Source organism: Escherichia sp. 94.0001 (assembly GCF_013369155.2).
Taxonomy (GTDB): Bacteria; Pseudomonadota; Gammaproteobacteria; order Enterobacterales; family Enterobacteriaceae; genus Escherichia; species Escherichia coli_F.
On record NZ_JABWMS020000021.1, the window covers coordinates 1 to 25,441 of the forward strand.

Here is a 25,441-nt window from a genome sequence, read left to right on the forward strand (position 1 = left end):
TTGTCCCTCTTTGCCTGATTAAAGAGACACACTCTGTCACAAGTCCATCACATACAAAGAAAACAAAATCAGATAATTATAGCAAACATCATAAAGACACGTTAATTGACAATAAAGCCCTCTCTCTTTTCAAAATGGATGATCATGAAAAAGTGATAGGCTTGATTCAGAAAATGAAAAGAACTTATGATACTTTACCATCAGGAAAAATCACTAAAGAAACTGACAGGAAAATTCATAAATATTTTATAGATATAGCTTTATATGCAAGTAATAAATATGACGATAGAATTACGAGAAGAGTTTACCTTAATAAAGATAAGGAAGTATCAATTAAGGTAGTGTATTTTATAAATAATGTCACTGTCCATAATAATACTATCGAAATCCCACAGACAGTAAATGGTGGTTACGATTTTTCACACCTTAGCCTGAAAGGTATCAGGATTAAAGATGAAGATTTATCCAATTCGGATTTTGCAGGTTGCAGACTACAAAATGCTATTTTCCAGGGCTGTAATATGTATCAAACGAATTTTAATTTTGCCATAATGGAAAAAATAATTTTTGATAATTGTATTCTCGATGACTCAAATTTCGCTCAGATAAAAATGACTGACGGAACTCTAAATGCATGCTCCGCTATGCATGTTGAATTCTTCAATGCAACAATGATTAGAGCTAAAATTAAAAACACCTTCCTTGACTATTCAAATTTTTATATGGCGTACATGGCTGAGGTGAATCTTTATAAAGTAATAGCGCCATATGTTAATTTATTTAGAGCCGACCTTAGTTTCTCTAAACTCGATTTAATTAACTTTGAACATGCTAATCTTTCTCGCGTCAACCTGAACAAAGCAACCCTCCAGAATATAAACTTAATTAATAGCAAACTCTTTTTTACGCGGCTGACAAATACGTTCCTCGAAATGGTTATATGTACCGATTCTAATATGGCTAATGCTAATTTTAATAATGCCAATTTAAGCAATTGCCATTTCAACTGTTCTATTTTAACAAAAGCCTGGATGTTTAATACCCGTTTCTATCGGGTTAATTTCGATGAGGCTATCGTCCAGGGAATGGGCATATCCATTCTCCGTGGGGAGGATAATATTCCCATTAATAGTGATATCCTGATAACACTACAGAAACTCTTTGAAGAGGATTGTGCCACTCATACTGGCATGTCACAAACTGAGCATAATATTCAGGAAGTGTCTATGAATACCACTGAAGATACTATGCAATACGCAGATTGAGATTAAGCCGAAGAATAGCCAATGAATTGACTTTAAAAGAGAGATACTCACGGACTTCTGACTTATTTATTTTAGAATCATGAATGTTAGCCCGAGGTAATCTGAAAAAGGTGCAAAAGATTGCACCTTTTTCAGATTACCTCGGGCCTGGTTACGTCGCTTTCGGCTTACTGATTTTCCTCAATCAACAACGCTTCAAGCAAATCGAGATCGTGCAATAATTTTTGCAGCGTTTCGTTACTGATCTCCCGCGTGGCGCGCAGGTGGTACAGTTCAGCACGTTCAGAACGCAATGCCGCCAGACGGAAGCGACGCTCAAGGTTCTCTTCCTGCACGGAACTTTCAACGTCGTTACGTCCATCGGCGCGACGACGCAGGTTACCAATGACGCGAGAACTGACCTCCGTGAGCAGCTGGTTATCGATATTCTCTTCGGTATCCGCCGCCAGACGCTCCTCCATTTTCTGGATTGCCACAATCGCCACTTCTGCCGTTGCCGCTCGCGCAATACGCTCCTCTTTCAACTGCTGCGAATGGTCTGCGACTTCAATGTGTTGCAGCAGAATGGGCAACATCACCACGCCGACAAACAGCGAAAAGAGAATGACGCCAGCCGCCAGGAACACCAACTCATAGCGCGCCGGGAAGACGTTGCCATCCGGCAAGAGCAGCGGGATAGAGAGCACACCGGCTAGTGTGATCGCCCCACGCACCCCGGCAAAAGACGCAATCAGGATTTCTCGTGTGGTCCACGAACCAAACTCCATCGGCTTCTTCTTCAGAAAACGGTTGCTGAACTTTTTCATCGTCCACAGCCAGCCAAAACGGACCAGCATCAGCGCCGCATAAATCAGAATGATATCGGTAAACAGCATCCAGATTTCGACGTTAGGGTCGATTTCTGCCGCCATCAGCGACGTCTCCAGAATACCCGGCAACTGCAGACCTAACAGCAGGAATACCATACCGTTGAAGACAAATTCCAGCATCGCCCAGGTGCTGTTTGCACGCAGGCGCATCGCCAGCGGCGCACGGCGCATTACACCGGAGCGGGTGATGGTCATCCCGGCGGCAACCGCAGCAAGAATACCGGAAACGCCAATATGTTCGGCAATCAGATAAGAAGCGAATGGCAGCAGGAACAGCAGTACAATCTGCGTCGCAGGTTCATCTCCGCCCCAGCGACTCAGGAATCGCAGCGAACGACCATACAGCCAGCTCACCACAAAACCGGCGAGAATACCGCCTATTGCCACTTTCATAAATTCCACCGTTGCACCGCCGACGGTGAAGATCATCGTCCCCATCGCCACTGCCACAGCAAACTTTAATGACACCAGGCCGGAGGCGTCATTCATCAACGCTTCGCCCTGCAAAATACCCATGATTTTTTTCGGGATGCGCCCTTCGCCAACAATACCGGAAAGCGCCACAGCATCGGTCGGAGAAAGCACCGCCGCCAGCGCAAAGGCGGGAATCAGCGGAATGCCCGGCACCACCCAGTAAATAAGGAAGCCAATGCCAACCACGGTGACCACCACCAGCGCCAGCGCGAGGCCGAAAATCTCCCGACCATGTTCGAGAAATTCACGGGTCGGCGTTTTCCAGCCATCTGCGAACAGCAACGGCGGGATAAACAAGACTAAAAAGAGTTCAGGATCAAACTCCACATGCAAACCAAACGTCGGCCACGCCAGTAGCGCACCGATGGCGATTTGCATAAGCGGAAGCGGGATCTGAAAGGGCATGACACGAGTGACCACCCCGGACAGCGAGACCACGAGGGTCATTATCAGTATGGTGAAGAAGATTTCCATGCGTTCCCTGTTTGCGATGTTTTTTTATGATCTGAGAAAGGCGTTATGCCTGAATTCTCATTTTTTCAGAATATCGCAAAAGCTCACACAATGTGCGGAGAAAATAAAAACGGGCAGCCATTGCCACCCGTTTTCAGAATCTTATTAAAGCTTAGATAGCCCAACCGCCCGCATAGAAGGTCACCAGCGCCACGGCGATGACGACCGTACCGATGTTCAACTTGCGCCATTCTCCGGAAACCAGACGACCAATCACCAGAGTCGCGAAGCCGATCATAATGCCCGTTACGATGTTACAGGTCAGTACGATGAATACTGCTGTTACCAGACCCGCCATCGCATCAACAAAATCAGCAAAGTCAATTTTCGCCACATTGCTCAGCATCAGCAGGCCAACGTACATCAGCGCCGGAGCCGTTGCGTAACCCGGAACGAGGTAAGAGAGTGGAGAGAGGAACAGAATCAGCAGGAACAACACGCCAACGGTGATAGCCGTCAAACCAGTTTTACCGCCCGCCGCCGTACCCGCCGCAGACTCAATGTATACCGCTGCCGGAGCTGCACCCACCAGGCCAGAGAAAACGCTGCTCATGGAGTCAGTGGTCAGTGCTTTCCCGCCGTCGATGATCTGCCCGTCTTTATCCAGCAGGTTCGCCTGGCCGGCGACGGCACGGATAGTTCCGGTGGCATCAAATACTGCCGTCATCACCAGTGCCAGAACGCTCGGCAGAACCACAGGGTTCAGCGCGCCCATAATGTCCAGGCTGCCAATCAGTGAATTGCCGTTTTCATCGCTCAATGAAGGCATGGCGAAAACGCCAGAGAAGTGGACGTTAGGATCGAAGATCAAACCGACAATTGAGATACCGATAATGGTCAGCAGAATGCCACCGGGGACTTTCAGTTTTTCCAGGCCGATGATCACAGCCAGACCTACCAGTGACATAATCACCGGGAAGGTCGCGAAATCACCCAGCGCAACAGGCAGACCATCAAGCGGGTTTTTAATCACCAGACCGACACCATTAGCAGCAATCAGCAGCAGGAACAGACCGATACCGATCCCCGTGCCGTGCGCCACACCGTGCGGCAAGTTGCGCAAAATCCAGCTACGAATACCCGTGGCAGAAATTACCGTAAACAGTACACCCATCAGGAACACGGCACCCAGCGCGACAGGTACGCTAATATGTTGCCCCAGCACCAGACTGAATGCGGTAAACGCCGTCAGGGAGATGGCGCAACCAATCGCCAACGGCAGATTAGCCCACAGACCCATCACGATAGAACCGAGTCCGGCAACCAGACAGGTCGCAACGAAAACTGCCGCAGGCGGGAAGCCTGCTTTACCCAACATGCCTGGAACGACGATAACCGAGTAGACCATCGCCAGAAACGTTGTTAACCCGGCAACCACTTCCTGACGGACAGTGCTTCCACGTTGTGAAATTTTAAACCAGGCGTCGAGTGAACCGCCGGTACGCGCTGATGGCGTAGACATAAGAAAACATCCCCTGAGAGTTTAATTTTCGTCAAGATGCGTGGCGGACATTCCCCTGCCAGCGAAACGTTATCTTCCTGCTCCAGGTTTGCGACAATTTGGTGCGTCGCAAAAAAGCAAACGTTTAGCTCCGCGCATACAAAACGGATGGTAATAAAAAGCAAACGATTATCCGGCGATCATAGCGGCTTTTTCAACCGAAGTTTGCTGCTTTTTTCTCTTTTATGGTCTTGACGATGAAAAACCAGGCAATTGATGCGCAAACGTTATCGTCGATGCGCAAGATTGCAGCGTTATCGAGCCGCATACCGTTCAGGATTGCGATAAAAAATCGTCTGAGATGACAAAAATATTGCGGCTAAAAAGTATACTTTTACACTGGCAAAGAAACGCCGGTGACATACAATTAAAGCATCAACACCAACCGGAACCTCCACCACGTGCTCGAATGAGGTGTGTTGACGTCGGGGGAAACCCTCCTGTGTACCAGCGGGATAGAGAGAAAGACAAAGACCGGAAAACAAACTAAAGCGCCCTTGTGGCGCTTTAGTTTTGTTCATCTTCCAGCAAGCGTGCGCCTGTGCCTTCTTCTCCTAAGCGGTCGCCCGGGTTACGCAATGGGCAATCACTGCGCGAAAGGCAGCCACAACCAATACATCCGTCCAGTTCGTCACGCAGCGCCACTAAGGTATGAATGCGCCGATCCAACTCTTCTCGCCATTGGGACGAAAGCTGTTTCCACTCTTTCGCACTTAACGTATGCCCTTCGGGCAACACGCCAAATGCTTCACGAATGGTCGCCAGCGGAATGCCAATACGCTGAGCAATTTTGATGATTGCGACATATCGCAACACATCACGTTTATATCGCCGCTGATTGCCACTATTACGGATACTGCTAATCAACCCTTTGCTTTCATAGAAATGCAGCGCCGATACCGCCACACCGCTGCGTTTTGCCACTTCGCCGGGGGTTAGCAGCGCTTTAATGCGGGGTAATTTCTTTTCCATAAATCGCTTTACCTCAAGTTAACTTGAGGAATTATACTCCCCAACAGATGAATTAACGAACTGAACACTGAAAAGAGGCAGATTTATGTCCCATCAGAAAATTATTCAGGATCTTATCGCATGGATTGACGAGCATATTGACCAGCCGCTTAACATTGATGTCGTCGCAAAAAAATCAGGCTATTCAAAGTGGTACTTACAGCGAATGTTCCGCACGGTGACGCATCAGACACTTGGTGATTACATTCGCCAACGCCGCCTGTTACTGGCCGCCGTTGAGTTGCGCACCACCGAGCGTCCGATTTTTGATATCGCAATGGACCTGGGTTATGTCTCGCAGCAGACCTTCTCCCGCGTTTTCCGTCGGCAGTTTGATCGCACTCCCAGCGATTATCGCCACCGCCTGTAGTTTTATTGCCCGCGCGTTAACTCCTGCGCGGGTGATTGCTCCATCCATTGCATGAACACCTGCGGTGGCATCGCCTTAGCAAAGAACCATCCCTGGCAATAGCGCACGCCGCGTTTACGCAACCAGTTAACCTGATCCTCAGTTTCTACCCCTTCTGCAATCGTTTTCAGCCCCAGGCTGTGCGCCAGCTCGATGATGTGTTCCGCAATCAAATGGCTGGTTTTGTGGGTAGTCAGCGTCTCAACAAACGATTTGTCGATTTTCAAAATATCAACATTCAATGATTTAAGGTTATGCAAGTTAGAGTAGCCAATACCAAAATCATCAATTGCCACTTCGTAACCGGCCTGGCGGAAAGCCAGAATAATTGGTGTCATTTTGTCGACATCAAGAAATGCATGTTCAGTCACTTCAAATTTAATTTGCTGTGGACGCACCGCGTATTGCTCTGTTTTCTGATTGGTTCGCGCTATCAACCGTGACGTATGAAAATCGGAGGCCGACAGGTTAATAGAAACATAGCGATCGGCATGTGTTGCCAGGTACGCGCCCAGATCGCGGAAGACATTATCAATAACATAATCAGTTACCTGTCCGATCATTCCCTCCTTTTCTGCCAGCGGAATAAACTCTGCCGGATTCATTACTTGCCCCTGCTCACCAGGCCAACGTAACAATGCTTCAGCGCCGATACATTTTTCTGTTTTGATATCTATTATTGGCTGGTAATAAAGGCAAAGTTGATGTTTTTCGAGGGCGCGTTGCAATTTGCGTTTGGGAGACAAATAGTTTTGTCGAATACGTAGCCAGAGTAATAACAGAACAAGACTCCCCAAAATGCCGGCGGGTAACGCAAAAATAAGATGATTATAAAAATGCGCTATAAGACGTTGATATGAAGTCGCAACAATGGCTGCAATTGGGCGTTTTGTCGAATAAACTGTCGCATATAAATAGCCATTTCTTTGTACGGTTAAATCATTCAAATGAATCAGCGGAGAAAACGTTGCTGCCGAGGCCTCGTTACTTAACGAGAAAAAGGTTTTCGTTACCGTATCATACACACCCCATTGCAATGTCGGATCATCAGACATCACTTCACTCCAGAATAGAGGGTTGATGACCGCCACATAATTTCCCCGCTGCATATAGGTCATTTTATAGCCAGAGAAAAAAGGCGTATCGCGGTAATAATAGATAGAAACGTTAGGTTCACGCTTATAATCGGCCGGTGCAATCGTATAACCGTTTACAGGCGCTATCAGCGATGAGCATAAAAAATGGTTATCACGGGCATAGATCAATTCATTAATATAAAGATAGCCACGAATAATATTCAACATTCGCTTTTGATGGGCCGGAGTGCAAACTTGCCCCTGATAGCGTTCTGCTGCATCGCTCACTAAATCTGCCTGGCGAATGACCAGCTCGGATTTATCCAGCGCCAGCTGAGCAAAAGTTTGGAGCTGACTATTCACTTCTGATTTTGCCCAAAGGAAGGCAATCCATAGCGACAGAATGATGGGAAAGAGAACTAAAAAGATAATGCCCGGCAACGCCAGTAATTGGTGTCGTGCATGATGACTCATTGCTATCAATTTCCTGCCTGTTTATACCCGGTCATTGCAAGGCGAGAACCCTGGTTATCGACGTCTTTAGATAAATCTTACGGTATAAATAGCACTTTTGCCTGATTTGAAATTGATACCTTTTTAATCGTCACCTGAATAAAAATAATTCATTGATATTCAAAATTAATTTCCTACAGGAATGCAGAGGCGGCGGGAAGATATGCCCTTAATGCCGCTGAAAAAACACATAATCTGTACGGCAATAAAAGTCACGGCCTAATCTGGCTAACAAACAATCAATTGTGATATAGTTCACAAAATTAATGAAACAAACAGAGTGTTTCTTTTTTGTGTTCTGCAAGCCCCGCGATAGCCAGATTGTATCACGCCTCCCGTGAACAACGCCGCGCTGTCCACGGCATCGGCTCTTTTCAGAGGAATTGTTTGATGGCTACCCTCACCACTGGCGTGGTTCTTCTTCGCTGGCAGCTGCTTAGTGCCGTGATGATGTTTCTGGCCAGCACGCTTAACATCCGTTTTCGTCGGTCTGATTATATCGGACTTGCAGTGATCAGCAGCGGTCTCGGCGTGGTTTCCGCCTGCTGGTTCGCTATGGGATTGCTTGGCATCACAATGGCGGATATCACCGCCATCTGGCACAACATCGAGTCGGTGATGATGGAGCAGATGAATCAGACACCACCACAGTGGCCAATGATTTTGACTTGATATGTAGAAGCCTCCATAACGGAGGCTTCTTTTTTTATGGCTGGCAGATGCTTTAATCATCCACCTTAAAACAATATAACCTATTGTTTTAATGACAAATCAGAACGGAATATCGTCATCAAAGTCCATCGGCGGCTCATTAGACGGTGCTGCCGGAGCAGACTGCTGCGGGCGAGACTGCGCGCCGCCGCTGAACTGATTGCCACCCTGCGGCTGCTGAGGCTGACCCCAACCGCCCTGCGGCTGACCACCACCGATATTGCTACCTGCAGGAGCGCCACCACCCTGACGACCACCCAGCATCTGCATGGTGCCGCCAACGTTCACCACGACTTCTGTGGTGTAGCGATCCTGACCGGATTGATCGGTCCATTTGCGGGTACGCAGCTGACCTTCGATATAAACCTGAGAACCTTTACGCAGATATTCGCTGGCTACTTCTGCCAGTTTGCCGAACAGCACAACGCGGTGCCATTCAGTCTGCTCTTTCATCTCGCCGGTCGCTTTATCACGCCAGGATTCGGAAGTAGCCAGCGTAATGTTGGCAACTGCGCCACCATTTGGCATGTAGCGTACTTCCGGGTCCTGACCCAGATTACCAACGAGAATAACCTTGTTTACGCCTCTGCTGGCCATGTTCGTGTCTCCTGAAAAAAAATCGTTCTGAATAAGTGTAAACGCGCGATTGTACCATTACCAATAGCGCTTTTACTATGTTGTGACCTCGGTTCAGGGAAACAAACCTGGCCAGACATTGTTACACAACACTCCGGGTAATGCATTCCAATACTGTATATTCATTCAGGTCAATTTGTGTCATAATTAACCGTTTGTGATCGCCGGTAGCACCATGCCACCGGGCAAAAAAGCGTTTAATCCGGGAAAGGTGAATGGATAAGATCGAAGTTCGGGGCGCCCGCACCCATAATCTCAAAAACATCAACCTCGTTATCCCCCGCGACAAGCTCATTGTCGTGACCGGGCTTTCGGGTTCTGGCAAATCCTCGCTCGCTTTCGACACCTTATATGCCGAAGGGCAGCGCCGTTACGTTGAATCCCTTTCCGCCTACGCGCGGCAGTTTCTGTCACTGATGGAAAAGCCGGACGTCGATCATATTGAGGGGCTTTCTCCTGCCATCTCGATTGAGCAGAAATCGACGTCTCATAACCCGCGTTCTACGGTGGGGACAATCACCGAAATCCACGACTATTTGCGTTTGTTGTTCGCCCGCGTCGGTGAGCCGCGCTGCCCGGACCACGATGTACCGCTGGCGGCGCAAACCGTCAGCCAGATGGTGGATAACGTGCTGTCGCAGCCGGAAGGTAAACGCCTGATGCTGCTCGCGCCAATCATTAAAGAGCGCAAAGGCGAACACACCAAAACGCTGGAAAATCTGGCAAGCCAGGGTTACATCCGTGCTCGTATTGATGGCGAAGTCTGCGATCTTTCCGATCCGCCGAAACTGGAACTGCAAAAGAAACATACCATTGAAGTGGTGGTTGATCGCTTCAAGGTGCGTGACGATCTCACCCAACGTCTGGCAGAGTCGTTTGAAACCGCGCTGGAGCTTTCCGGTGGTACCGCGGTAGTTGCCGATATGGACGATCCAAAAGCGGAAGAGCTGCTATTTTCCGCCAACTTCGCCTGCCCAATTTGCGGCTACAGTATGCGTGAACTGGAACCACGCCTGTTTTCGTTTAACAACCCGGCGGGTGCCTGCCCGACCTGTGACGGCCTTGGCGTACAGCAATATTTCGATCCTGATCGCGTGATCCAAAACCCGGAACTGTCGCTGGCTGGCGGTGCGATCCGAGGCTGGGATCGCCGCAACTTCTATTATTTCCAGATGCTGAAATCGCTGGCAGATCACTATAAGTTCGACGTCGAAGCGCCGTGGGGCAGCCTTAGCGCGAACGTGCATAAAGTGGTGCTGTACGGTTCAGGCAAAGAAAACATTGAATTCAAATACATGAACGATCGCGGCGATACCTCCATTCGTCGTCATCCGTTTGAAGGCGTGCTGCACAATATGGAGCGCCGTTATAAAGAGACGGAATCCAGTGCGGTACGCGAAGAATTAGCCAAGTTTATCAGCAATCGCCCGTGCGCCAGCTGCGAAGGAACGCGTCTGCGTCGGGAAGCGCGCCATGTGTATGTCGAGAATACGCCGCTGCCTGCTATCTCCGACATGAGCATCGGTCATGCGATGGAATTCTTCAACAATCTCAAACTCGCAGGTCAACGAGCGAAGATTGCGGAAAAAATTCTTAAGGAGATTGGCGATCGCCTGAAATTCCTCGTTAACGTCGGCCTGAATTACCTGACACTTTCCCGCTCGGCAGAAACGCTTTCTGGCGGTGAAGCCCAGCGTATCCGTCTGGCGAGCCAGATTGGTGCGGGCCTGGTTGGCGTGATGTACGTGCTGGATGAGCCGTCTATCGGCCTGCACCAGCGCGATAACGAGCGCCTGCTGGGTACGCTTATCCATCTGCGCGATCTCGGTAATACCGTGATTGTGGTGGAGCACGACGAAGACGCGATTCGCGCCGCTGACCATGTGATCGACATTGGCCCGGGCGCAGGTGTACACGGCGGTGAAGTAGTCGCGGAAGGTCCCCTGGAAGCGATTATGGCGGTGCCTGAGTCGTTAACCGGGCAGTACATGAGCGGCAAACGCAAGATTGAAGTGCCGAAGAAACGCGTTCCGGCGAATCCGGAAAAAGTGCTGAAGCTGACAGGCGCACGTGGTAATAACCTGAAAGACGTGACGCTGACGCTGCCAGTCGGTCTGTTTACCTGCATCACAGGGGTTTCAGGTTCCGGTAAATCGACGCTGATTAACGACACACTGTTCCCGATTGCCCAACGCCAGTTGAATGGTGCGACCATCGCCGAACCGGCACCTTATCGCGATATTCAGGGGCTGGAGCATTTCGATAAAGTGATCGATATCGACCAAAGCCCAATTGGTCGTACTCCGCGTTCTAACCCGGCGACTTATACTGGCGTGTTTACGCCTGTACGTGAACTGTTTGCGGGCGTACCGGAATCCCGTGCGCGTGGTTATACGCCAGGACGTTTCAGCTTTAACGTCCGTGGCGGACGCTGCGAAGCCTGTCAGGGCGACGGCGTGATCAAAGTGGAGATGCACTTCCTGCCGGACATTTACGTACCGTGCGACCAGTGCAAAGGTAAACGCTATAACCGTGAAACGCTGGAGATTAAGTACAAAGGCAAAACCATCCACGAAGTGCTGGATATGACCATCGAAGAGGCGCGTGAGTTCTTTGATGCGGTGCCTGCTCTGGCGCGTAAGCTGCAAACGTTGATGGACGTTGGCCTGACGTACATTCGCCTCGGGCAGTCCGCAACCACGCTTTCTGGTGGTGAAGCCCAGCGCGTGAAGCTGGCGCGTGAGCTGTCAAAACGCGGCACCGGGCAGACACTGTATATTCTCGACGAGCCGACCACCGGTCTGCACTTCGCCGATATTCAGCAACTGCTCGACGTACTGCATAAACTGCGCGATCAGGGCAATACCATCGTGGTGATTGAGCACAATCTCGACGTGATCAAAACCGCTGACTGGATTGTCGACCTGGGGCCGGAAGGCGGCAGTGGCGGCGGCGAGATCCTCGTCTCCGGTACACCAGAAACCGTCGCGGAGTGTGAAGCATCACACACGGCACGCTTCCTTAAGCCGATGCTGTAATCGTTAAGGCCGCTTTCTGAGCGGCCTCAGATTATTGACAAAGTGCGCTTTGTTCTTGCCGGATGCGGCATGAACGCCTTATCCGGCCTACAAAAACATGCAATTTCAATATATTGCAGAAATTACGTAGGCCTGATAAGCGTAGCGCATCAGGCAATTTTGCGTTTGTCATCATTCTCAGGCCGCTTTCTGAGCGGCCTTTTCCTTTCAGAGTTGCACCAGCAATTTACGTTTTTCTTCCGGCAGTAAATTCACCGCCTGCTGATAAGACGCATCCACCAGATAATAGATTTGCGAATCTGGCAGCGAACCGTCGAGATACACGGTGCTCCAGTGCGCTTTATTCAGATGGCGGCTTGGACGCACATCGCTGTGCTGCTGACGTAGCAGCTCCGCCAGCTCCGGGCTGGTTTTCAGCGAAACAGCTGGGCGATTTTCTACTTCTTTCACCATCGCAAACAGTACATCTTCCACTTTGATCTGCGTCGCTTTCCAGTCGTTATGCACGCTCTGTTCTGCGCCTGGTTTTGCCATGCAATATTGTAGCAACTCCGAAATGGTCATTTTTTACTCCCCTTGTAGTGTCGCGATGATGCGACGCGATCCGCCGTGGATGCGATGTTCCCCCAGCCAGATGCCTTGCCAGGTGCCGGTCTGAATACGCCCTTTATGCACCGGCAATACAAGCGATGTTCCCAGCATTGAGGATTTGATATGAGAAGGCATATCGTCTGCTCCCTCATAGTCATGCTCATAATTTCCGTTATCGGGAACGGTGCGGAGGAAAAAACGCTCCATGTCGTGGCGTACGGTGGGATCGCAGTTCTCATTAAGTGTCAGAGAGGCGGAGGTATGTTGCAGCAACAGATGCAGTGAACCGATGTTAACGCGCGGCATATCAGCCAGCTGATGCAGTATTTCATCCGTTACCAGATGAAATCCACGAGATTTGGCGCTAAGCGTGAGCGTCTTTTGATACCACATGTGCTGCTCCTTGATAAAACTCTCTTAATCAGTTTGCAGCAAGACAGCGAAAGGATAAAGGTGTGATTAAAAAAACAGCATTCGGGAGAGCATCACGCTCTCCCGCTCTGTCAGTATTCTGAATTGACGATCACCTCTTCACCAAACGCACCCGCTTGTGGCAAGGGTTTGTAGGTAGAGTTGGAGGCGCGTAGAATGCGGATACCACGAGCGCCGACATCGCGTGCGGCGGTAATATCGTTATCGGAATCGCCATAAAAAATTCGGATATTTTTATCCTGCAGCCATTGCGATTTTGTATTTTGCCCTGGTTTATCGCCCGCAAAAATTACCGGATTCATGTTGGTGGCAGGAATATGAAAATTATCCGCCAGCGTTTTTGAAACCGTTTCTGTTTTCGTCGGGCTACGACCAGTCACAAAGAAGATCGCGTCACCGCGGCGTACATGCATATCAATCAGCTGGCGAGCGACCTCTTTTGGAATGCTGAATTCATCCCAGCCATTGTTCATTTTTTCCCAGAACACAGGATTTTTCAGATAATCTTCGCTTTCTGGCGAGAAGGTTTTTTTGCCGCGCCAGAAGCCCGGACTGGAAAAAAGTACCGTGTCATCGATATCAAACCCCACCGCCATTGGCGGACGCCCTGCGAGGCTATTTTCAATTTGTGCGACCGAAACCCAATGAATTGGTGCCTGTTCAGCAAGCCTGGCAACGTTAGTACCAGGGTTAAGCGGTGAAGGAGATGAGGCCAGGGCAACAGCGGAACTGTTTAGAGCGAACAATAAGCAAACGGCACTGATTGCCTGTGTGATCTTGCGCATATTTTTCCCTAAATAGTCAGTCTATTGAAACGTTTTATTATGAGATTTGTTGCAAAAACCATCTGACCATAACGCCAGCTGCCAGGGAATAAAAGGGTTATCTACGGCTTTTGTTAAGAAAGGGAGCAGGATCACATGCGATCAGACTATGTTAGTTGTATTTAATAACTTAATGGCTCTCTATCGTGTAAAAATATTCGGATATAAAAACTTCTATTTTCTCAGTAGGAAATATCGCTTATCAGAACCCATTCCTTTGTACGATTAGCCGAAAAAATACGTATACCCACTTATTGATGATTGAGCAGGCGGCTTTTCATCCGCCTGCCAACGACATTACATCACCGCAGCAAACGCCTTTGCCACACGTTGTACATTTGCCGTATTTAACCCGGCGACACACATGCGACCGCTGGCGATGAGATAGACACCAAATTCTTCACGTAGTCGGTCAACCTGAGCGGCACTTAAACCGGTATAACTGAACATACCGCGCTGATTAAGCAGATAATCGAAATTGCGTTCTGGCATTTCTGTGCTCAATACCTTCACCAGTTCCTGACGCATCGCCAGAATGCGAGTACGCATCTCTTCTACTTCCGCCAGCCAGCTGGCTTTCAATGCCTCGTCATTCAGCACCGCAGCCACCACCTGCGCACCAAAATTCGGCGGGCTGGAGTAGTTGCGGCGAACTGTTGCTTTCAATTGCCCCAGTACGCGGCCTGCGGCTTCGGCATCTTCACACAGCACAGAAAGTCCGCCGACGCGCTCGCCGTAAAGGGAGAAAATTTTCGAGAACGAATTGCTCACCAGAGCGGGTAATCCAGCGCTGGCAATGGCGCGAATGGCGTAGGCATCCTCTTCCATACCGGCACCAAATCCTTGATAGGCAATATCAAGAAATGGGATAAGCTCGCGGGCTTTGAGAATTTGAATCACCGCATCCCACTGGTCATTAGTGAGATCGGCACCCGTTGGGTTGTGGCAACATGGGTGCAGCAACACAATACTGCGGGCAGGTAATGTTTTTAGCGTCGCCAACAGGTCATTAAAGCGCACGCCGTTAGTCGCTTCGTCATACCAGGGGTAAGTACTCACTTCGAATCCAGCCCCGGCGAATATTGCTACGTGGTTTTCCCAGGTGGGATCGCTGACCCATACGCCTGATTCCGGGAAGTAACGCTTCAGGAAGTCAGCACCCACTTTCAATGCCCCTGAGCCGCCAAGGGTTTGAATGGTTGCTACGCGCTGTTGTTGCATTACCGGATGGTCCGCACCAAACAGCAGCGGCGTAATAGCATGGCGATAGCTGTTAAGCCCTTCCATCGGTAAATAAAGCGAAGCGCCATGAGGCTGCGCATTCAGGCGCGCTTCCGCATCCGCCACGGCTTTCAGTTGGGGAATAATTCCGTCTTCGTTGTAGTACAGACCGATACTTAAATTCACTTTGTCGCTGCGAGGGTCTTCTTTGAAACGCTCCATAAGCGTAAGAATCGGGTCGCCAGCGTAGGCGTCAACTTTTTGAAACACGCGATGGTTCTCCAGGTTTACGGGCAGGTGGTTAAAACACAATAAACCGGAAGGTGGGGAAGATCGAGAGGATGTTCAGGGGTGAACGACAATTAGCAACAAAAAGTGACCAATGACAAACGCACATTCGCCAGAGGCACGACCTTTATAACAGCATGAAATAATATCAATTTATTGAATTAGTAAGATTTTATTAGCCGGATAGGCATTCATACCACATCCGGCACAGATAATCAGATATTACAGAACGATTAATCCACGTATTTCATCGCGACCCTTGAAGTCAGGCGCGTGATAAGTTCGTAAGCGCTCACTTTCGTCATTTCAGCGATACGTTCTACGGGCAAACCTTCGCCCCATAAAATGACCGGGTCCCCGGCTTTATCCTGCGCCTGTGGACCTAAGTCGACGCAGATCATATCCATCGCGACTCGCCCGACAATCGGCACTTCGCGACCGTTCACCAGCACCGGCGTACCGGACGGCGCGGCGCGCGGATAACCATCGCCATAACCCATCGCGACTACGCCAAGACGGGTATTACGTTCGCTTACCCAGGTTCCACCATAACCGACAGGCTCTCCGGCTTTATGCTCACGCACAGCAATCAGGCTGGAGGTCAATGACATTACCGGCTGACAGCCAAAATCGGCACCGGTGGAGCGATCTTCCAGCGGCGAGACACCGTAAAGAATGATGCCCGGGCGCACCCAGTCAAAATGTGACTGTGGCCACAGCAGAATGCCCCCCGACGCGGCAATGGAACGTTGACCAAGTTTGCCTTCACAAAAGGTATTAAAGATATCGAGTTGTTTCTCGGTTGCACCGCATTTTGGCTCATCCGCGCGCGCAAAATGGCTGACAATATTCACCGGCTGACGAACGTTTTTGCACCGCGTCAGACGATGATAAAACGCCTCAGCCTGTTCCGGCCTTACACCCAGACGGTGCATACCAGTATCGAGTTTCATCCAGACGGTAACCGGCTCGTCCAGGCTAGCCTCTTCCAGCGCAGCAAGCTGTTCTTCGTTATGCACGGCGGTATGAAAATGCTGCGCAGAAATCGTCGGTAAATCTTTGGCATCAAAAAAGCCTTCGAGTAACAGTACAGGTTTGGTGATTCCCCCCGCACGCAGTCGCAGAGCTTCTTCGAGACGGGCTACGCCAAAGGCGTCAGCATCGGGGAGCGTTCGCGCGGTCTCAAGAAGACCGTGACCATAAGCGTTCGCTTTCACCACCGCAACCATTTTACTGGCAGGAGCCAGTTCACGAAGACGTTGCAGGTTGTGTCGCAGAGCGCGGCGGTTAATCACAACAGTTGCCGCTTGCATTTGTGTTCCTTGATAAGTGTTTGCTTTAATTACCTAATTCATAAAATAATTATTATTCGTCGTCGTACTGCGGCCCCGCATAGTTGTCGAAGCGCGACCATTGACCGTTAAAGGTCAGGCGTACCGTCCCGATTGGGCCGTTACGTTGTTTACCGATAATAATTTCCGCGATGCCTTTTAAATCACTGTTTTCGTGATACACCTCATCACGATAGATAAACATGATCAAGTCCGCATCCTGCTCGATGGAGCCGGATTCACGCAGGTCGGAGTTGACCGGGCGTTTGTCGGCACGTTGTTCCAGAGAACGGTTCAACTGGGACAGCGCCACCACCGGCACGTTCAGTTCTTTCGCCAGTGCTTTCAGCGAGCGGGAGATTTCTGCAATTTCCAGCGTACGGTTATCGGAAAGCGCCGGTACACGCATCAATTGCAAGTAGTCGATCATGATAAGCCCGATGCCGCCGTGTTCACGGGCAATGCGGCGGGCGCGAGAGCGCACTTCTGTGGGCGTCAGACCGGAGGAATCATCAATATAGATATTACGTTTTTCCAGCAAAATGCCCATCGTGCCGGAAATGCGCGCCCAGTCTTCATCATCCAGTTGCCCGGTACGAATTTTAGTCTGGTCAACGCGCGACAGCGACGCCAGAGAACGCATCATAATCTGTTCTGATGGCATCTCAAGAGAGAAGATAAGTACCGGTTTATCTTGCAACATCGCCGCGTTTTCGACGAGGTTCATCGCAAATGTCGTTTTACCCATCGACGGACGCGCTGCGACGATGATCAAATCCGACGGCTGCAAACCAGCGGTTTTTTTGTTGAGATCGTCATAACCGGTGTTTACCCCGGTAACGCCATCGTGTGGCTGCTGAAACAGCTGCTCAATACGCGCCACGGTTGCGTCGAGCACATCGGCGATGTTCTTCGGCCCTTCGTCTTTGTTTGCACGACTTTCGGCAATTTTAAAGACGCGGGATTCAGCCAGGTCCAACAGGTCTTCGCTGGTTCGCCCCTGCGGATCAAAACCGGCTTCGGCAATCTCATTCGCGACAGAGATCATTTCACGGACAACGGCACGTTCACGCACGATGTCCGCATAGGCACTGATGTTCGCCGCACTTGGCGTATTTTTTGACAACTCTGCCAGGTAAGCAAAACCACCAACGCTGTCGAGTTGTCCCTGACGTTCCAGCGATTCCGCAAGGGTAATCAGATCGATAGGACTACCGCTTTCCTGCAAACGCGCCATTTCGGTAAAGATATGACGGTGTGGTCGGGTGTAAAAATCGTCTGCCACCACACGCTCGGCTACATCGTCCCAGCGTTCGTTATCCAGCATTAAACCGCCCAACACCGACTGCTCCGCTTCGATCGAGTGCGGAGGCACTTTCAGCCCGGCAACTTGTGGATCGCGTTCGCGGGGTTCAGCCTGCTGTTTGTTGAAGGGTTTATTTCCTGCCATAGTGAATGGAGTTACCGAGATAAAGAATGGGTCGAAACTTTACCATATGAAGCAGACCCTGACGATACGTTCTGGAGGACACATGGCAACACGAATTGAATTTCACAAGCACGGTGGCCCGGAAGTACTTCAAGCCGTAGAGTTCACTCCTGCCGATCCGGCGGAGAATGAAATCCAGGTCGAAAATAAAGCCATCGGCATCAATTTTATCGACACGTATATCCGCAGCGGCCTTTATCCGCCGCCATCGCTACCCAGCGGATTAGGTACCGAAGCGGCAGGCATCGTGAGTAAAGTCGGCAGTGGTGTAAAGCATATTAAGGCAGGCGATCGCGTAGTCTATGCACAGTCGGCATTAGGCGCTTACAGCTCTGTGCATAACGTCAATGCCGATAAAGCGGCGATTCTGCCCGCGGCAATTTCTTTTGAGCAAGCGGCGGCATCATTCCTGAAAGGCTTAACGGTTTATTATCTGCTGCGCAAAACCTATGAAATTAAACCCGACGAACAGTTCCTGTTCCACGCTGCTGCTGGCGGCGTTGGCTTGATTGCCTGCCAGTGGGCAAAAGCCCTGGGCGCGAAGCTCATCGGTACCGTGGGAAGCGCGCAAAAAGCGCAGAGTGCGCTAAAAGCGGGGGCGTGGCAGGTGATTAACTATCGCGAAGAAAACCTGGTCGAGCGGTTAAAAGAGATCACCGGCGGTAAGAAAGTGCGCGTGGTGTACGATTCCGTCGGCAGAGACACCTGGGAACGGTCGCTGGATTGCCTGCAACGTCGCGGCTTAATGGTGAGTTTTGGCAACTCATCAGGCGCGGTTACCGGTGTGAACTTAGGCATTCTCAATCAGAAAGGCTCGCTGTATGTGACACGCCCTTCCCTGCAAGGCTATATCACCACGCGGGAGGAATTAACCGAGGCCAGTAATGAACTATTCTCTTTGATTGCCAGCGGTGTGATTAAGGTCGATGTCGCCGAACAACAGAAATATCCGCTGAAGGATGCGCAGCGTGCGCATGAGATTCTGGAAAGCCGGGCGACGCAAGGTTCCAGCCTGTTGATTCCATAAAAGAAATAGGGCTTCCACCTGGGAAGCCCTTTCTTTTTATAGTTCGGCTGTATGTAGGGTACAGCACGATGAATCTGTTAGAGGCGCAATAGTGACAGATTTGATTATCAATTCCTATTTTGTTCTAAGGATAAAACCTTAGGTTGTGATCGTCCGCACAATCCCTTAGTAACGCCAACGGTCATAGCGCTGATATTTCGGCACTTTTGGTGCTTTAATCGCCTTAATAACCCACACCACCGCAATCGCCAATAACAGCCACGGCAGCAACTTAATCATCAATGCCAGCATACCGCCGAGGAACATAATGGCCGTCGCCACAACCAGCGCAGCGATAATACCCAGCAACGAAACGCCGGTGACCATCAGCATGACAAAAAAGCCAATCACAAAAAGTAGTTCCAGCATGATGCTCTCCCAAATATGAAATCTCTTGCTGGCATTACAAGAATCATGCCAAAAATAATCTATTGATTTAACTGCAAAACGCCCCGCGACGGTGCGCAGGGCGTGGTGAATTTGACTACTTTTTGGTGAAAAGTTAACGCTTATCTGCCACCAGTTTGAGCGCGTGTTCCAGCACGTTAATGTCAGCACCCGCTTTATGGGCATTTTCACTTAAATAACGCCGCCACTGCCGCGCGCCAGGAATACCCTGGAACAAGCCCAGCATATGCCGGGTAATATGGCCGAGATACGTCCCCTGGCTGAGTTCACGCTCAATGTACGGATACATGGCACGCACCACCGCCACCGGATCGGCATCGGTATCCGAAGAACCAAAGATCTCTCGGTCTACCGCCGCCAGAATGCCTGGATTCTGATACGCTTCGCGCCCGACCATCACGCCATCCATATGTTGCAAATGTGCTTTAGCCTCTTCCAGCGACTTGATGCCACCGTTAATCGACATCGTCAGATGCGGAAAGTCACGCTTCAGTTGATAAACGCGCGGATAATCGAGCGGCGGGATTTCACGGTTTTCTTTCGGGCTTAACCCAGAAAGCCAGGCTTTACGTGCGTGGATGATGAACATCTCACACTCGCCTTTGCCGGAAACGGTGTTGATGAAATCGCAGAGAAATTCATAGCTGTCCTGGTCATCGATGCCAATACGCGTTTTCACCGTCACCGGAATCGATACGACATCGCGCATCGCTTTCACGCAGTCGGCAACCAGCTGCGCATTGCCCATCAGGCACGCACCAAACATGCCGTTCTGTACCCGGTCAGACGGGCAGCCGACATTCAGGTTGATCTCATCATATCCGCGCGTTTCTGCCAGCTTCGCACACTGCGCCAGCGCCGCCGGATCGCTACCGCCCAGTTGCAACGCTACCGGATGTTCTTCTTCACTGTACGCCAGGTAATCACCTTTACCGTGAATAATCGCCCCTGTGGTCACCATTTCTGTATACAGCAACGTATTGCGGGAAAGCAGACGCAGGAAATAACGGCAGTGCCTGTCCGTCCAGTCGAGCATTGGTGCAACGCTAAACCGACCACTCCAGTGAACGTCAGTTTTTTCAGGCATTGCGCTGGTTTGGTTGATTTTTTGCATTTCAGAATTACCGTGCATTTTCAAAAGTAGAGATTATTTTAACGATATATCATGGAGTTATGTTATTCAGCATCACTGTTCAGGAGGCTCAATAGCGGGGTACTATACCATAACAACAGGAAGCGCCTGGCTCTTTGAAAAAGAAAAATGAGATCCCTTCAAAGCGTGACGCTCTCGCGAATTGAAGAAATAATCTTATTAGATGTTAGCGTTGTGAAAAGCAATGATAAGCAATTCAGTTTCGACGATAAATAAAAAATCATACATAAAAGCGTGTTGAACTATCTCGCGGCGAATGGCAATGATAGATAAAAAAGAACCCAAGCAATGTTGGGTTCTTTTATGTAAAAAATTCCATACTACAGAGAAAATTCACATTTTATTTTTTTAACACAATACCGAATAGGTCATAAATGAACTTAATAATATCTTCGTTAATGAGATCGTTGTCATTTATATCTTTGTCATTCATATCTTTGCCAATTACAATGGGTCCCGTTGAGTCTGGGTCAAATGATTGAACGAATTTAATTAACGTCTCACCTGCAGCCTGCATTTTTGTAATGTCTGTGATGTCTTTATTGTCTTCTTCAGCCTTCTTTTTCCTCTCATTCAGAATTAAATTAAAATCCAGTTCATTTTTATCTACTAATTCTTTCATATCCCTCAGGCTTTTTTTCATCACTTGACGAGATAATATTTTTATCTTACTTGTTATGTGGTTTTCACAATAATCATTAACTCTTTGTGCTGTTGCTATGGTATCAGCTGATGCACTACCATATGAGAATGAAAGTAAAAGGGAAGCCAAGGGTTTTAAGCGAGCATCGTTCTTTGCTTTATATGCATTTTCCAAATTTAAAAAACCTTCGCTTACAGTTTTTAGATGTAATGACGCTACAGGTACTTTACCATAGGGTTTATCATAAAATAGCTGAATTGCGGAGGGAAGGTCATTCTGATTTATTACATCGAAAGTACACCTGTCTATTAGAGTTGCATCGCTATTTTCCATTGGATTACAAACAAAATCCATCGCATAATGAAAAATCGCCCGTTCTACAAATGCAGAAATATAGTCACGATCACCTAATTGCTCATTAGTGCACTCTACAATACACTCGTCAACCCAATCTTTGAGAGCATTTATTCGTCCAATTAAGGAAACATTCTTTTCACTTGCAGTCCATAAATTATGGGTAATCCTCTGAATAAACAAATCTATTTTTGCAATAATCGCAGCGCGATTACTCATCGTTGCATAATCAACCGATTTATTATACATATCCTTAAGTTTTTCCGAGCTTACATTTTTATTATCGTATTGATTTGAGTTGAGGCTTTTATTAAAGTAATCTCTTGAACTTCCTATTATACTTGACATAATTTATCCACCTTTTTACCGAGCTGTATCATTCTTATAATTCATTTGACAAAAAGTCACTATCAAAAACCGCTCATAATTTCTGATCTGTAGGCATACTTTCAAACGCATTTAAATAAATAGCGAGTTAACTTCAAGCAATGTATTTAAAAATGGAGTAATAATTATTGTCATGTTGATAATGGTGTCACCTGGCTATACAACACCTTACCTATGAAACAGAAAATCAACATTACAACAACAATAAGGGTTCTCGGTGTTTTTCCTGGAACATGGTAAAGTAAGGACATTCTTAACCCACACCTTGAGGTGCCCGATGGAAAAGACCACAACGCAGGAATTATTAGCGCAGGCTGAAAAACTCTGTGCGCAGCGTAATGTGCGCCTGACCCCGCAGCGCCTTGAAGTGTTACGCCTGATGAGTCTGCAGGATGGCGCTATCAGCGCTTATGATCTGCTTGATTTGTTGCGCGAAGCTGAACCGCAAGCCAAGCCGCCAACGGTTTACCGCGCGCTAGACTTTCTCCTTGAGCAAGGGTTTGTGCATAAAGTTGAGTCCACCAACAGCTATGTGCTCTGTCATCTGTTCGACCAGCCAACGCATACTTCAGCTATGTTTATTTGCGATCGCTGCGGTGCGGTGAAAGAAGAGTGTGCGGAAGGTGTGGAGGACATCATGCATACGCTGGCGGCAAAAATGGGTTTTGCCCTGCGGCATAATGTGATTGAAGCACATGGATTATGTTCAGCATGTGTAGAAATAGAAGCGTGTCGTCATCCTGAACAGTGCCACCATGACCACTCTATTCAGGTGAAAAAGAAATCTCGCTAACAGGGCGTACATCCTTGTACACGTCGGGCAGAAGGGATTAATTACCAGCGATATTCATTGCGGGTTTCCCAATCCACGACCTCTTTTTCTGCCTGATCTTTCTGATAACCATAACGTTCCTGGATTTTACCGACCAGTTGATCACGTTTACCTTCAATGACCGTCATATCATCATCGGTCAGTTTGCCCCATTGCTCTTTCACTTTACCTTTAAACTGTTTCCAGTTACCGCCGGCTTCATCTTTATTCATAATCAAGACCTCATCGTTAGGTTGTGAATGAGAGTACGCTCACTTTTCTTCTGAACGTGAGATTAAGTGTAGTCAGGAATTTTACCCAGGATTATTTATTCAGAATTTTTAACCGTCACGTTGCTGCAAACCAGGTACCGTTGCGCCAGTGACGCTGCCAGATAGCTGCCAGAGAAAGCCCGCGCAGCGCCAGAAAGACAGTTAACGCCAACCACAAACCATGATTGCCCAGCCACGGCAGCGTAAGGAGCGTCAGGGCAAAACCTGCTGCTGCTACCGCCATACTGTTACGCATTTCAGCCGCACGCGTTGCGCCTATAAACATGCCGTCCAGTAGATAACACCAGACACCGACCAATGGCAAAATCACCTGCCAGATAAGATAGCGGTCGGCCAGCTGTTGAATCTGGGTTAACGACGTCAACAACGCAATGATGTGTTCCCCTGCCAGTAAATAAATCACCGAAAACAGCAGTGCAACGATCCCCGACTGGCGGCACGCTGCGCGCCAGACCTCCAATAGCTGGCTCCCGTCGCGCGCACCGTACGCCTGACCTGAATGCGCTTCAACCGCGTAGGCAAAACCATCAAGCGCATAGGCGGTAAAGGTGAGTAGAGTCATCAGAACCGCGTTTACCGCGATGATGTCACTTCCAAGTCGTGCGCCAAGTACGGTGATCGCACCAAAACAGAGTTGCAGCAACAGCGAGCGCAGCATGATATCGCGGTTAAGCGCCAGCAAACGACGGAAATTACCTCGCCAGGCTTTTTTCAGCATTTCGCCGGAGATACCGCGTGTTTTGATGATTTTACGCACTAGTAGCAGACCAATCAGCAATGTTGCATATTCCGCAATAACCGTCGCCAGCGCAGCGCCCTGCACGTTCATATGCAGCCCCATCACCAGCCAGACATCCAGCACTATGTTGAGAATATTGCCGACTACTAACAAAATTACTGGCGCACGGGCATATTGCACGCCGAGTAGCCAGCCAAGTAACACCAGATTCGCCAGCGACGCCGGTGCGCTTAACCAGCGGATTTCAAGAAAGCGCCGCGCCTGTTCCAGCACTGCTTCGCTACCGCCAACAATATGCAGCGCCAGATCGATAATCGGCGTACGCAGTAGCGCAATTAACGCCCCAGCCCCCAGAGCCAACAGCAACGGCTGTACCAGCGCACGGGCTAATGCCTGGGGATTTTGGGCACCATAAGCCTGCGCAGTAAGCCCGGTGGTGCTCATGCGCAAAAACAGCAACAGCATAAAGAGAAAGCTGGTCGCCGTTGCACCAACCGCCACACCGCCCAGATAAACCGGACTATCAAGATGACCAATAACCGCCGTATCGACCAGCCCAAGCAACGGGACGGTGATATTGGAGAAAATCATGGGTAAGGCGAGATGCCAGAGTGCTTTATCAGATGAAGTGAGGAATGCCATGCAGACAAGCCTGATGAAGAGAGATGAAAAACAAACCGCGACGCCAGGCGGCATCGCGGTCTCAGAGATATGTCACAGCCAGTCGCCGTTGCGAATAACCCCAACCGCCAGCCCTTCAATCGTGAAGCTTTGCTGACGAAGGTCAACGACAATCGGTTTAAACTCACTGTTTTCTGGCAACAGTTCGACTTTATTGCCCTGTTTTTTCAGACGCTTAACGGTAACTTCGTCATCAATACGAGCGACGACGACCTGACCATTACGTACGTCCTGAGTTTTATGCACAGCCAGCAAGTCGCCATCCATAATGCCGATATCTTTCATCGACATCCCGCTGACGCGCAGCAGGAAATCCGCATTCGGCTTGAACAAGGAAGGATCAACCTGATAATGACCTTCAATGTGCTGCTGCGCCAGAAGCGGTTCACCGGCAGCCACACGACCTACCAGTGGCAACCCCTCTTCCTCTTCCTGTAACAGACGAATCCCGCGTGATGCGCCGGAAACAATTTCAATAACGCCTTTGCGTGCCAGCGCTTTCAGATGTTCTTCAGCCGCGTTTGGGGAACGGAACCCCAAACGCTGCGCGATTTCCGCACGCGTCGGCGGCATACCTGTCTGGCTGATGTGATCACGGATGAGATCAAACACCTCTTGCTGCCTGGCCGTTAACGCTTTCATTCCGCCCCCTGGGTGTATATACAGTTATGCTGTGAGTATATACAGCAAAAGGCGATTTTGGAACCATAAACT

The 25,441-nt window shown here is 49.3% G+C and carries 23 protein-coding genes; 6 read left to right on the plus strand and 17 right to left on the minus strand.

Annotation, left to right across the window (positions count from 1 at the left end):
• The coding region (locus HEN33_RS12205; RefSeq protein ID WP_242460289.1) for a pentapeptide repeat-containing protein at positions 1–1,265 on the plus strand (1,265 nt) is incomplete at its 5' end.
• A 167-nt stretch (positions 1,266–1,432) separates the two neighbouring features.
• Here HEN33_RS12205 and HEN33_RS12210 read toward each other — a convergent pair.
• From HEN33_RS12210 to soxR, 3 genes are all read right to left on the minus strand, one after another.
• Positions 1,433–3,082, minus strand: coding sequence for a Na+/H+ antiporter (locus tag HEN33_RS12210; protein ID WP_000402207.1), 1,650 nt, complete (start codon positions 3,080–3,082; stop codon positions 1,433–1,435).
• A gap of 151 nt (positions 3,083–3,233) precedes the next feature.
• Positions 3,234–4,583 carry a guanine/hypoxanthine transporter GhxP gene (ghxP, locus tag HEN33_RS12215; RefSeq protein ID WP_000106882.1) on the minus strand — a complete coding sequence of 450 codons (1,350 nt, stop codon included), beginning with the start codon at positions 4,581–4,583 and terminating at the stop codon, positions 3,234–3,236.
• A 546-nt stretch (positions 4,584–5,129) separates the two neighbouring features.
• Positions 5,130–5,594, minus strand: coding sequence for a redox-sensitive transcriptional activator SoxR (gene soxR / locus HEN33_RS12220; RefSeq protein ID WP_000412424.1), 465 nt, complete (start codon positions 5,592–5,594; stop codon positions 5,130–5,132).
• Between the two features lie 85 nt (positions 5,595–5,679).
• Here soxR and soxS point away from each other — a divergent pair, with 85 nt between their 5' ends.
• Positions 5,680–6,003 carry a superoxide response transcriptional regulator SoxS gene (gene soxS, locus HEN33_RS12225; protein WP_000019358.1) on the plus strand — a complete coding sequence of 108 codons (324 nt, stop codon included), beginning with the start codon at positions 5,680–5,682 and terminating at the stop codon, positions 6,001–6,003.
• A gap of 2 nt (positions 6,004–6,005) precedes the next feature.
• Here the strand turns inward: soxS and pdeC are convergent, their stop codons facing one another.
• On the minus strand, positions 6,006–7,592 hold the full coding sequence (gene pdeC, locus HEN33_RS12230) for a c-di-GMP phosphodiesterase PdeC (protein ID WP_032185684.1): 1,587 nt from the start codon (positions 7,590–7,592) through the stop codon (positions 6,006–6,008).
• 429 nt (positions 7,593–8,021) lie between these two features.
• On the opposite strand from pdeC, the gene HEN33_RS12235 reads away from it, so the two are divergent.
• Positions 8,022–8,303 carry a YjcB family protein gene (locus HEN33_RS12235; protein ID WP_001353535.1) on the plus strand — a complete coding sequence of 94 codons (282 nt, stop codon included), beginning with the start codon at positions 8,022–8,024 and terminating at the stop codon, positions 8,301–8,303.
• A gap of 99 nt (positions 8,304–8,402) precedes the next feature.
• Here the strand turns inward: HEN33_RS12235 and ssb1 are convergent, their stop codons facing one another.
• The gene (ssb1, locus tag HEN33_RS12240) at positions 8,403–8,939 is read right to left on the minus strand and encodes a single-stranded DNA-binding protein SSB1 (RefSeq protein WP_032185683.1); all 537 of its coding nucleotides are present in this window, start codon (positions 8,937–8,939) and stop codon (positions 8,403–8,405) included.
• A gap of 254 nt (positions 8,940–9,193) precedes the next feature.
• Between ssb1 and uvrA the strand changes: the two genes are divergently transcribed.
• Positions 9,194–12,016 (plus strand): excinuclease ABC subunit UvrA, encoded by a 2,823-nt coding sequence (gene uvrA, locus HEN33_RS12245; RefSeq protein ID WP_000357740.1) that lies wholly within the window; start codon positions 9,194–9,196, stop codon positions 12,014–12,016.
• A gap of 207 nt (positions 12,017–12,223) precedes the next feature.
• Here uvrA and HEN33_RS12250 read toward each other — a convergent pair whose 3' ends face one another.
• From HEN33_RS12250 to dnaB, 6 genes are all read right to left on the minus strand, one after another.
• Positions 12,224–12,580: an MmcQ/YjbR family DNA-binding protein gene (locus HEN33_RS12250; RefSeq protein ID WP_000155657.1), complete on the minus strand. Its 357-nt coding sequence runs from the start codon at positions 12,578–12,580 to the stop codon at positions 12,224–12,226.
• Between the two features lie 3 nt (positions 12,581–12,583).
• A complete protein-coding gene (locus HEN33_RS12255) occupies positions 12,584–13,000 on the minus strand; it encodes a secondary thiamine-phosphate synthase enzyme YjbQ (protein ID WP_176263875.1) in 417 nt (138 codons plus the stop codon).
• 110 nt (positions 13,001–13,110) lie between these two features.
• Positions 13,111–13,824, minus strand: a complete 714-nt coding sequence (gene aphA, locus HEN33_RS12260; protein WP_001226928.1) for an acid phosphatase AphA — start codon at positions 13,822–13,824, stop codon at positions 13,111–13,113.
• Between the two features lie 336 nt (positions 13,825–14,160).
• Positions 14,161–15,354, minus strand: coding sequence for an aromatic amino acid transaminase (gene tyrB, locus HEN33_RS12265; RefSeq protein ID WP_176263876.1), 1,194 nt, complete (start codon positions 15,352–15,354; stop codon positions 14,161–14,163).
• 251 nt (positions 15,355–15,605) lie between these two features.
• Positions 15,606–16,685: an alanine racemase gene (alr, locus tag HEN33_RS12270; protein WP_176263877.1), complete on the minus strand. Its 1,080-nt coding sequence runs from the start codon at positions 16,683–16,685 to the stop codon at positions 15,606–15,608.
• A gap of 52 nt (positions 16,686–16,737) precedes the next feature.
• Positions 16,738–18,153 (minus strand): replicative DNA helicase, encoded by a 1,416-nt coding sequence (gene dnaB, locus HEN33_RS12275; RefSeq protein WP_000918363.1) that lies wholly within the window; start codon positions 18,151–18,153, stop codon positions 16,738–16,740.
• 82 nt (positions 18,154–18,235) lie between these two features.
• Between dnaB and HEN33_RS12280 the strand changes: the two genes are divergently transcribed.
• Positions 18,236–19,219: a quinone oxidoreductase gene (locus tag HEN33_RS12280; RefSeq protein WP_176263878.1), complete on the plus strand. Its 984-nt coding sequence runs from the start codon at positions 18,236–18,238 to the stop codon at positions 19,217–19,219.
• 165 nt (positions 19,220–19,384) lie between these two features.
• Here the strand turns inward: HEN33_RS12280 and pspG are convergent, their stop codons facing one another.
• The 3 genes from pspG to HEN33_RS12295 form a co-directional block, all read right to left on the minus strand.
• Positions 19,385–19,627 (minus strand): envelope stress response protein PspG, encoded by a 243-nt coding sequence (gene pspG, locus HEN33_RS12285; protein WP_000891404.1) that lies wholly within the window; start codon positions 19,625–19,627, stop codon positions 19,385–19,387.
• Positions 19,628–19,760: 133 nt separating this feature from the next.
• Positions 19,761–20,798, minus strand: coding sequence for a tRNA dihydrouridine(20/20a) synthase DusA (gene dusA / locus HEN33_RS12290; protein ID WP_001355080.1), 1,038 nt, complete (start codon positions 20,796–20,798; stop codon positions 19,761–19,763).
• A gap of 361 nt (positions 20,799–21,159) precedes the next feature.
• Positions 21,160–22,164 (minus strand): DUF2713 family protein, encoded by a 1,005-nt coding sequence (locus HEN33_RS12295; RefSeq protein ID WP_183083432.1) that lies wholly within the window; start codon positions 22,162–22,164, stop codon positions 21,160–21,162.
• Between the two features lie 316 nt (positions 22,165–22,480).
• Between HEN33_RS12295 and zur the strand changes: the two genes are divergently transcribed.
• Entirely contained in the window at positions 22,481–22,996 is a 516-nt protein-coding gene (gene zur / locus HEN33_RS12300) for a zinc uptake transcriptional repressor Zur (protein ID WP_001353540.1), read from the plus strand.
• A gap of 41 nt (positions 22,997–23,037) precedes the next feature.
• Here zur and HEN33_RS12305 read toward each other — a convergent pair whose 3' ends face one another.
• From HEN33_RS12305 to lexA, 3 genes are all read right to left on the minus strand, one after another.
• Entirely contained in the window at positions 23,038–23,247 is a 210-nt protein-coding gene (locus HEN33_RS12305; protein ID WP_001030595.1) for a CsbD family protein, read from the minus strand.
• A gap of 115 nt (positions 23,248–23,362) precedes the next feature.
• Positions 23,363–24,688, minus strand: a complete 1,326-nt coding sequence (gene dinF, locus HEN33_RS12310; RefSeq protein WP_001353541.1) for an MATE family efflux transporter DinF — start codon at positions 24,686–24,688, stop codon at positions 23,363–23,365.
• A 72-nt stretch (positions 24,689–24,760) separates the two neighbouring features.
• A complete protein-coding gene (gene lexA, locus HEN33_RS12315; RefSeq protein WP_000646078.1) occupies positions 24,761–25,369 on the minus strand; it encodes a transcriptional repressor LexA in 609 nt (202 codons plus the stop codon).
• Positions 25,370–25,441 lie beyond the last annotated feature (72 nt).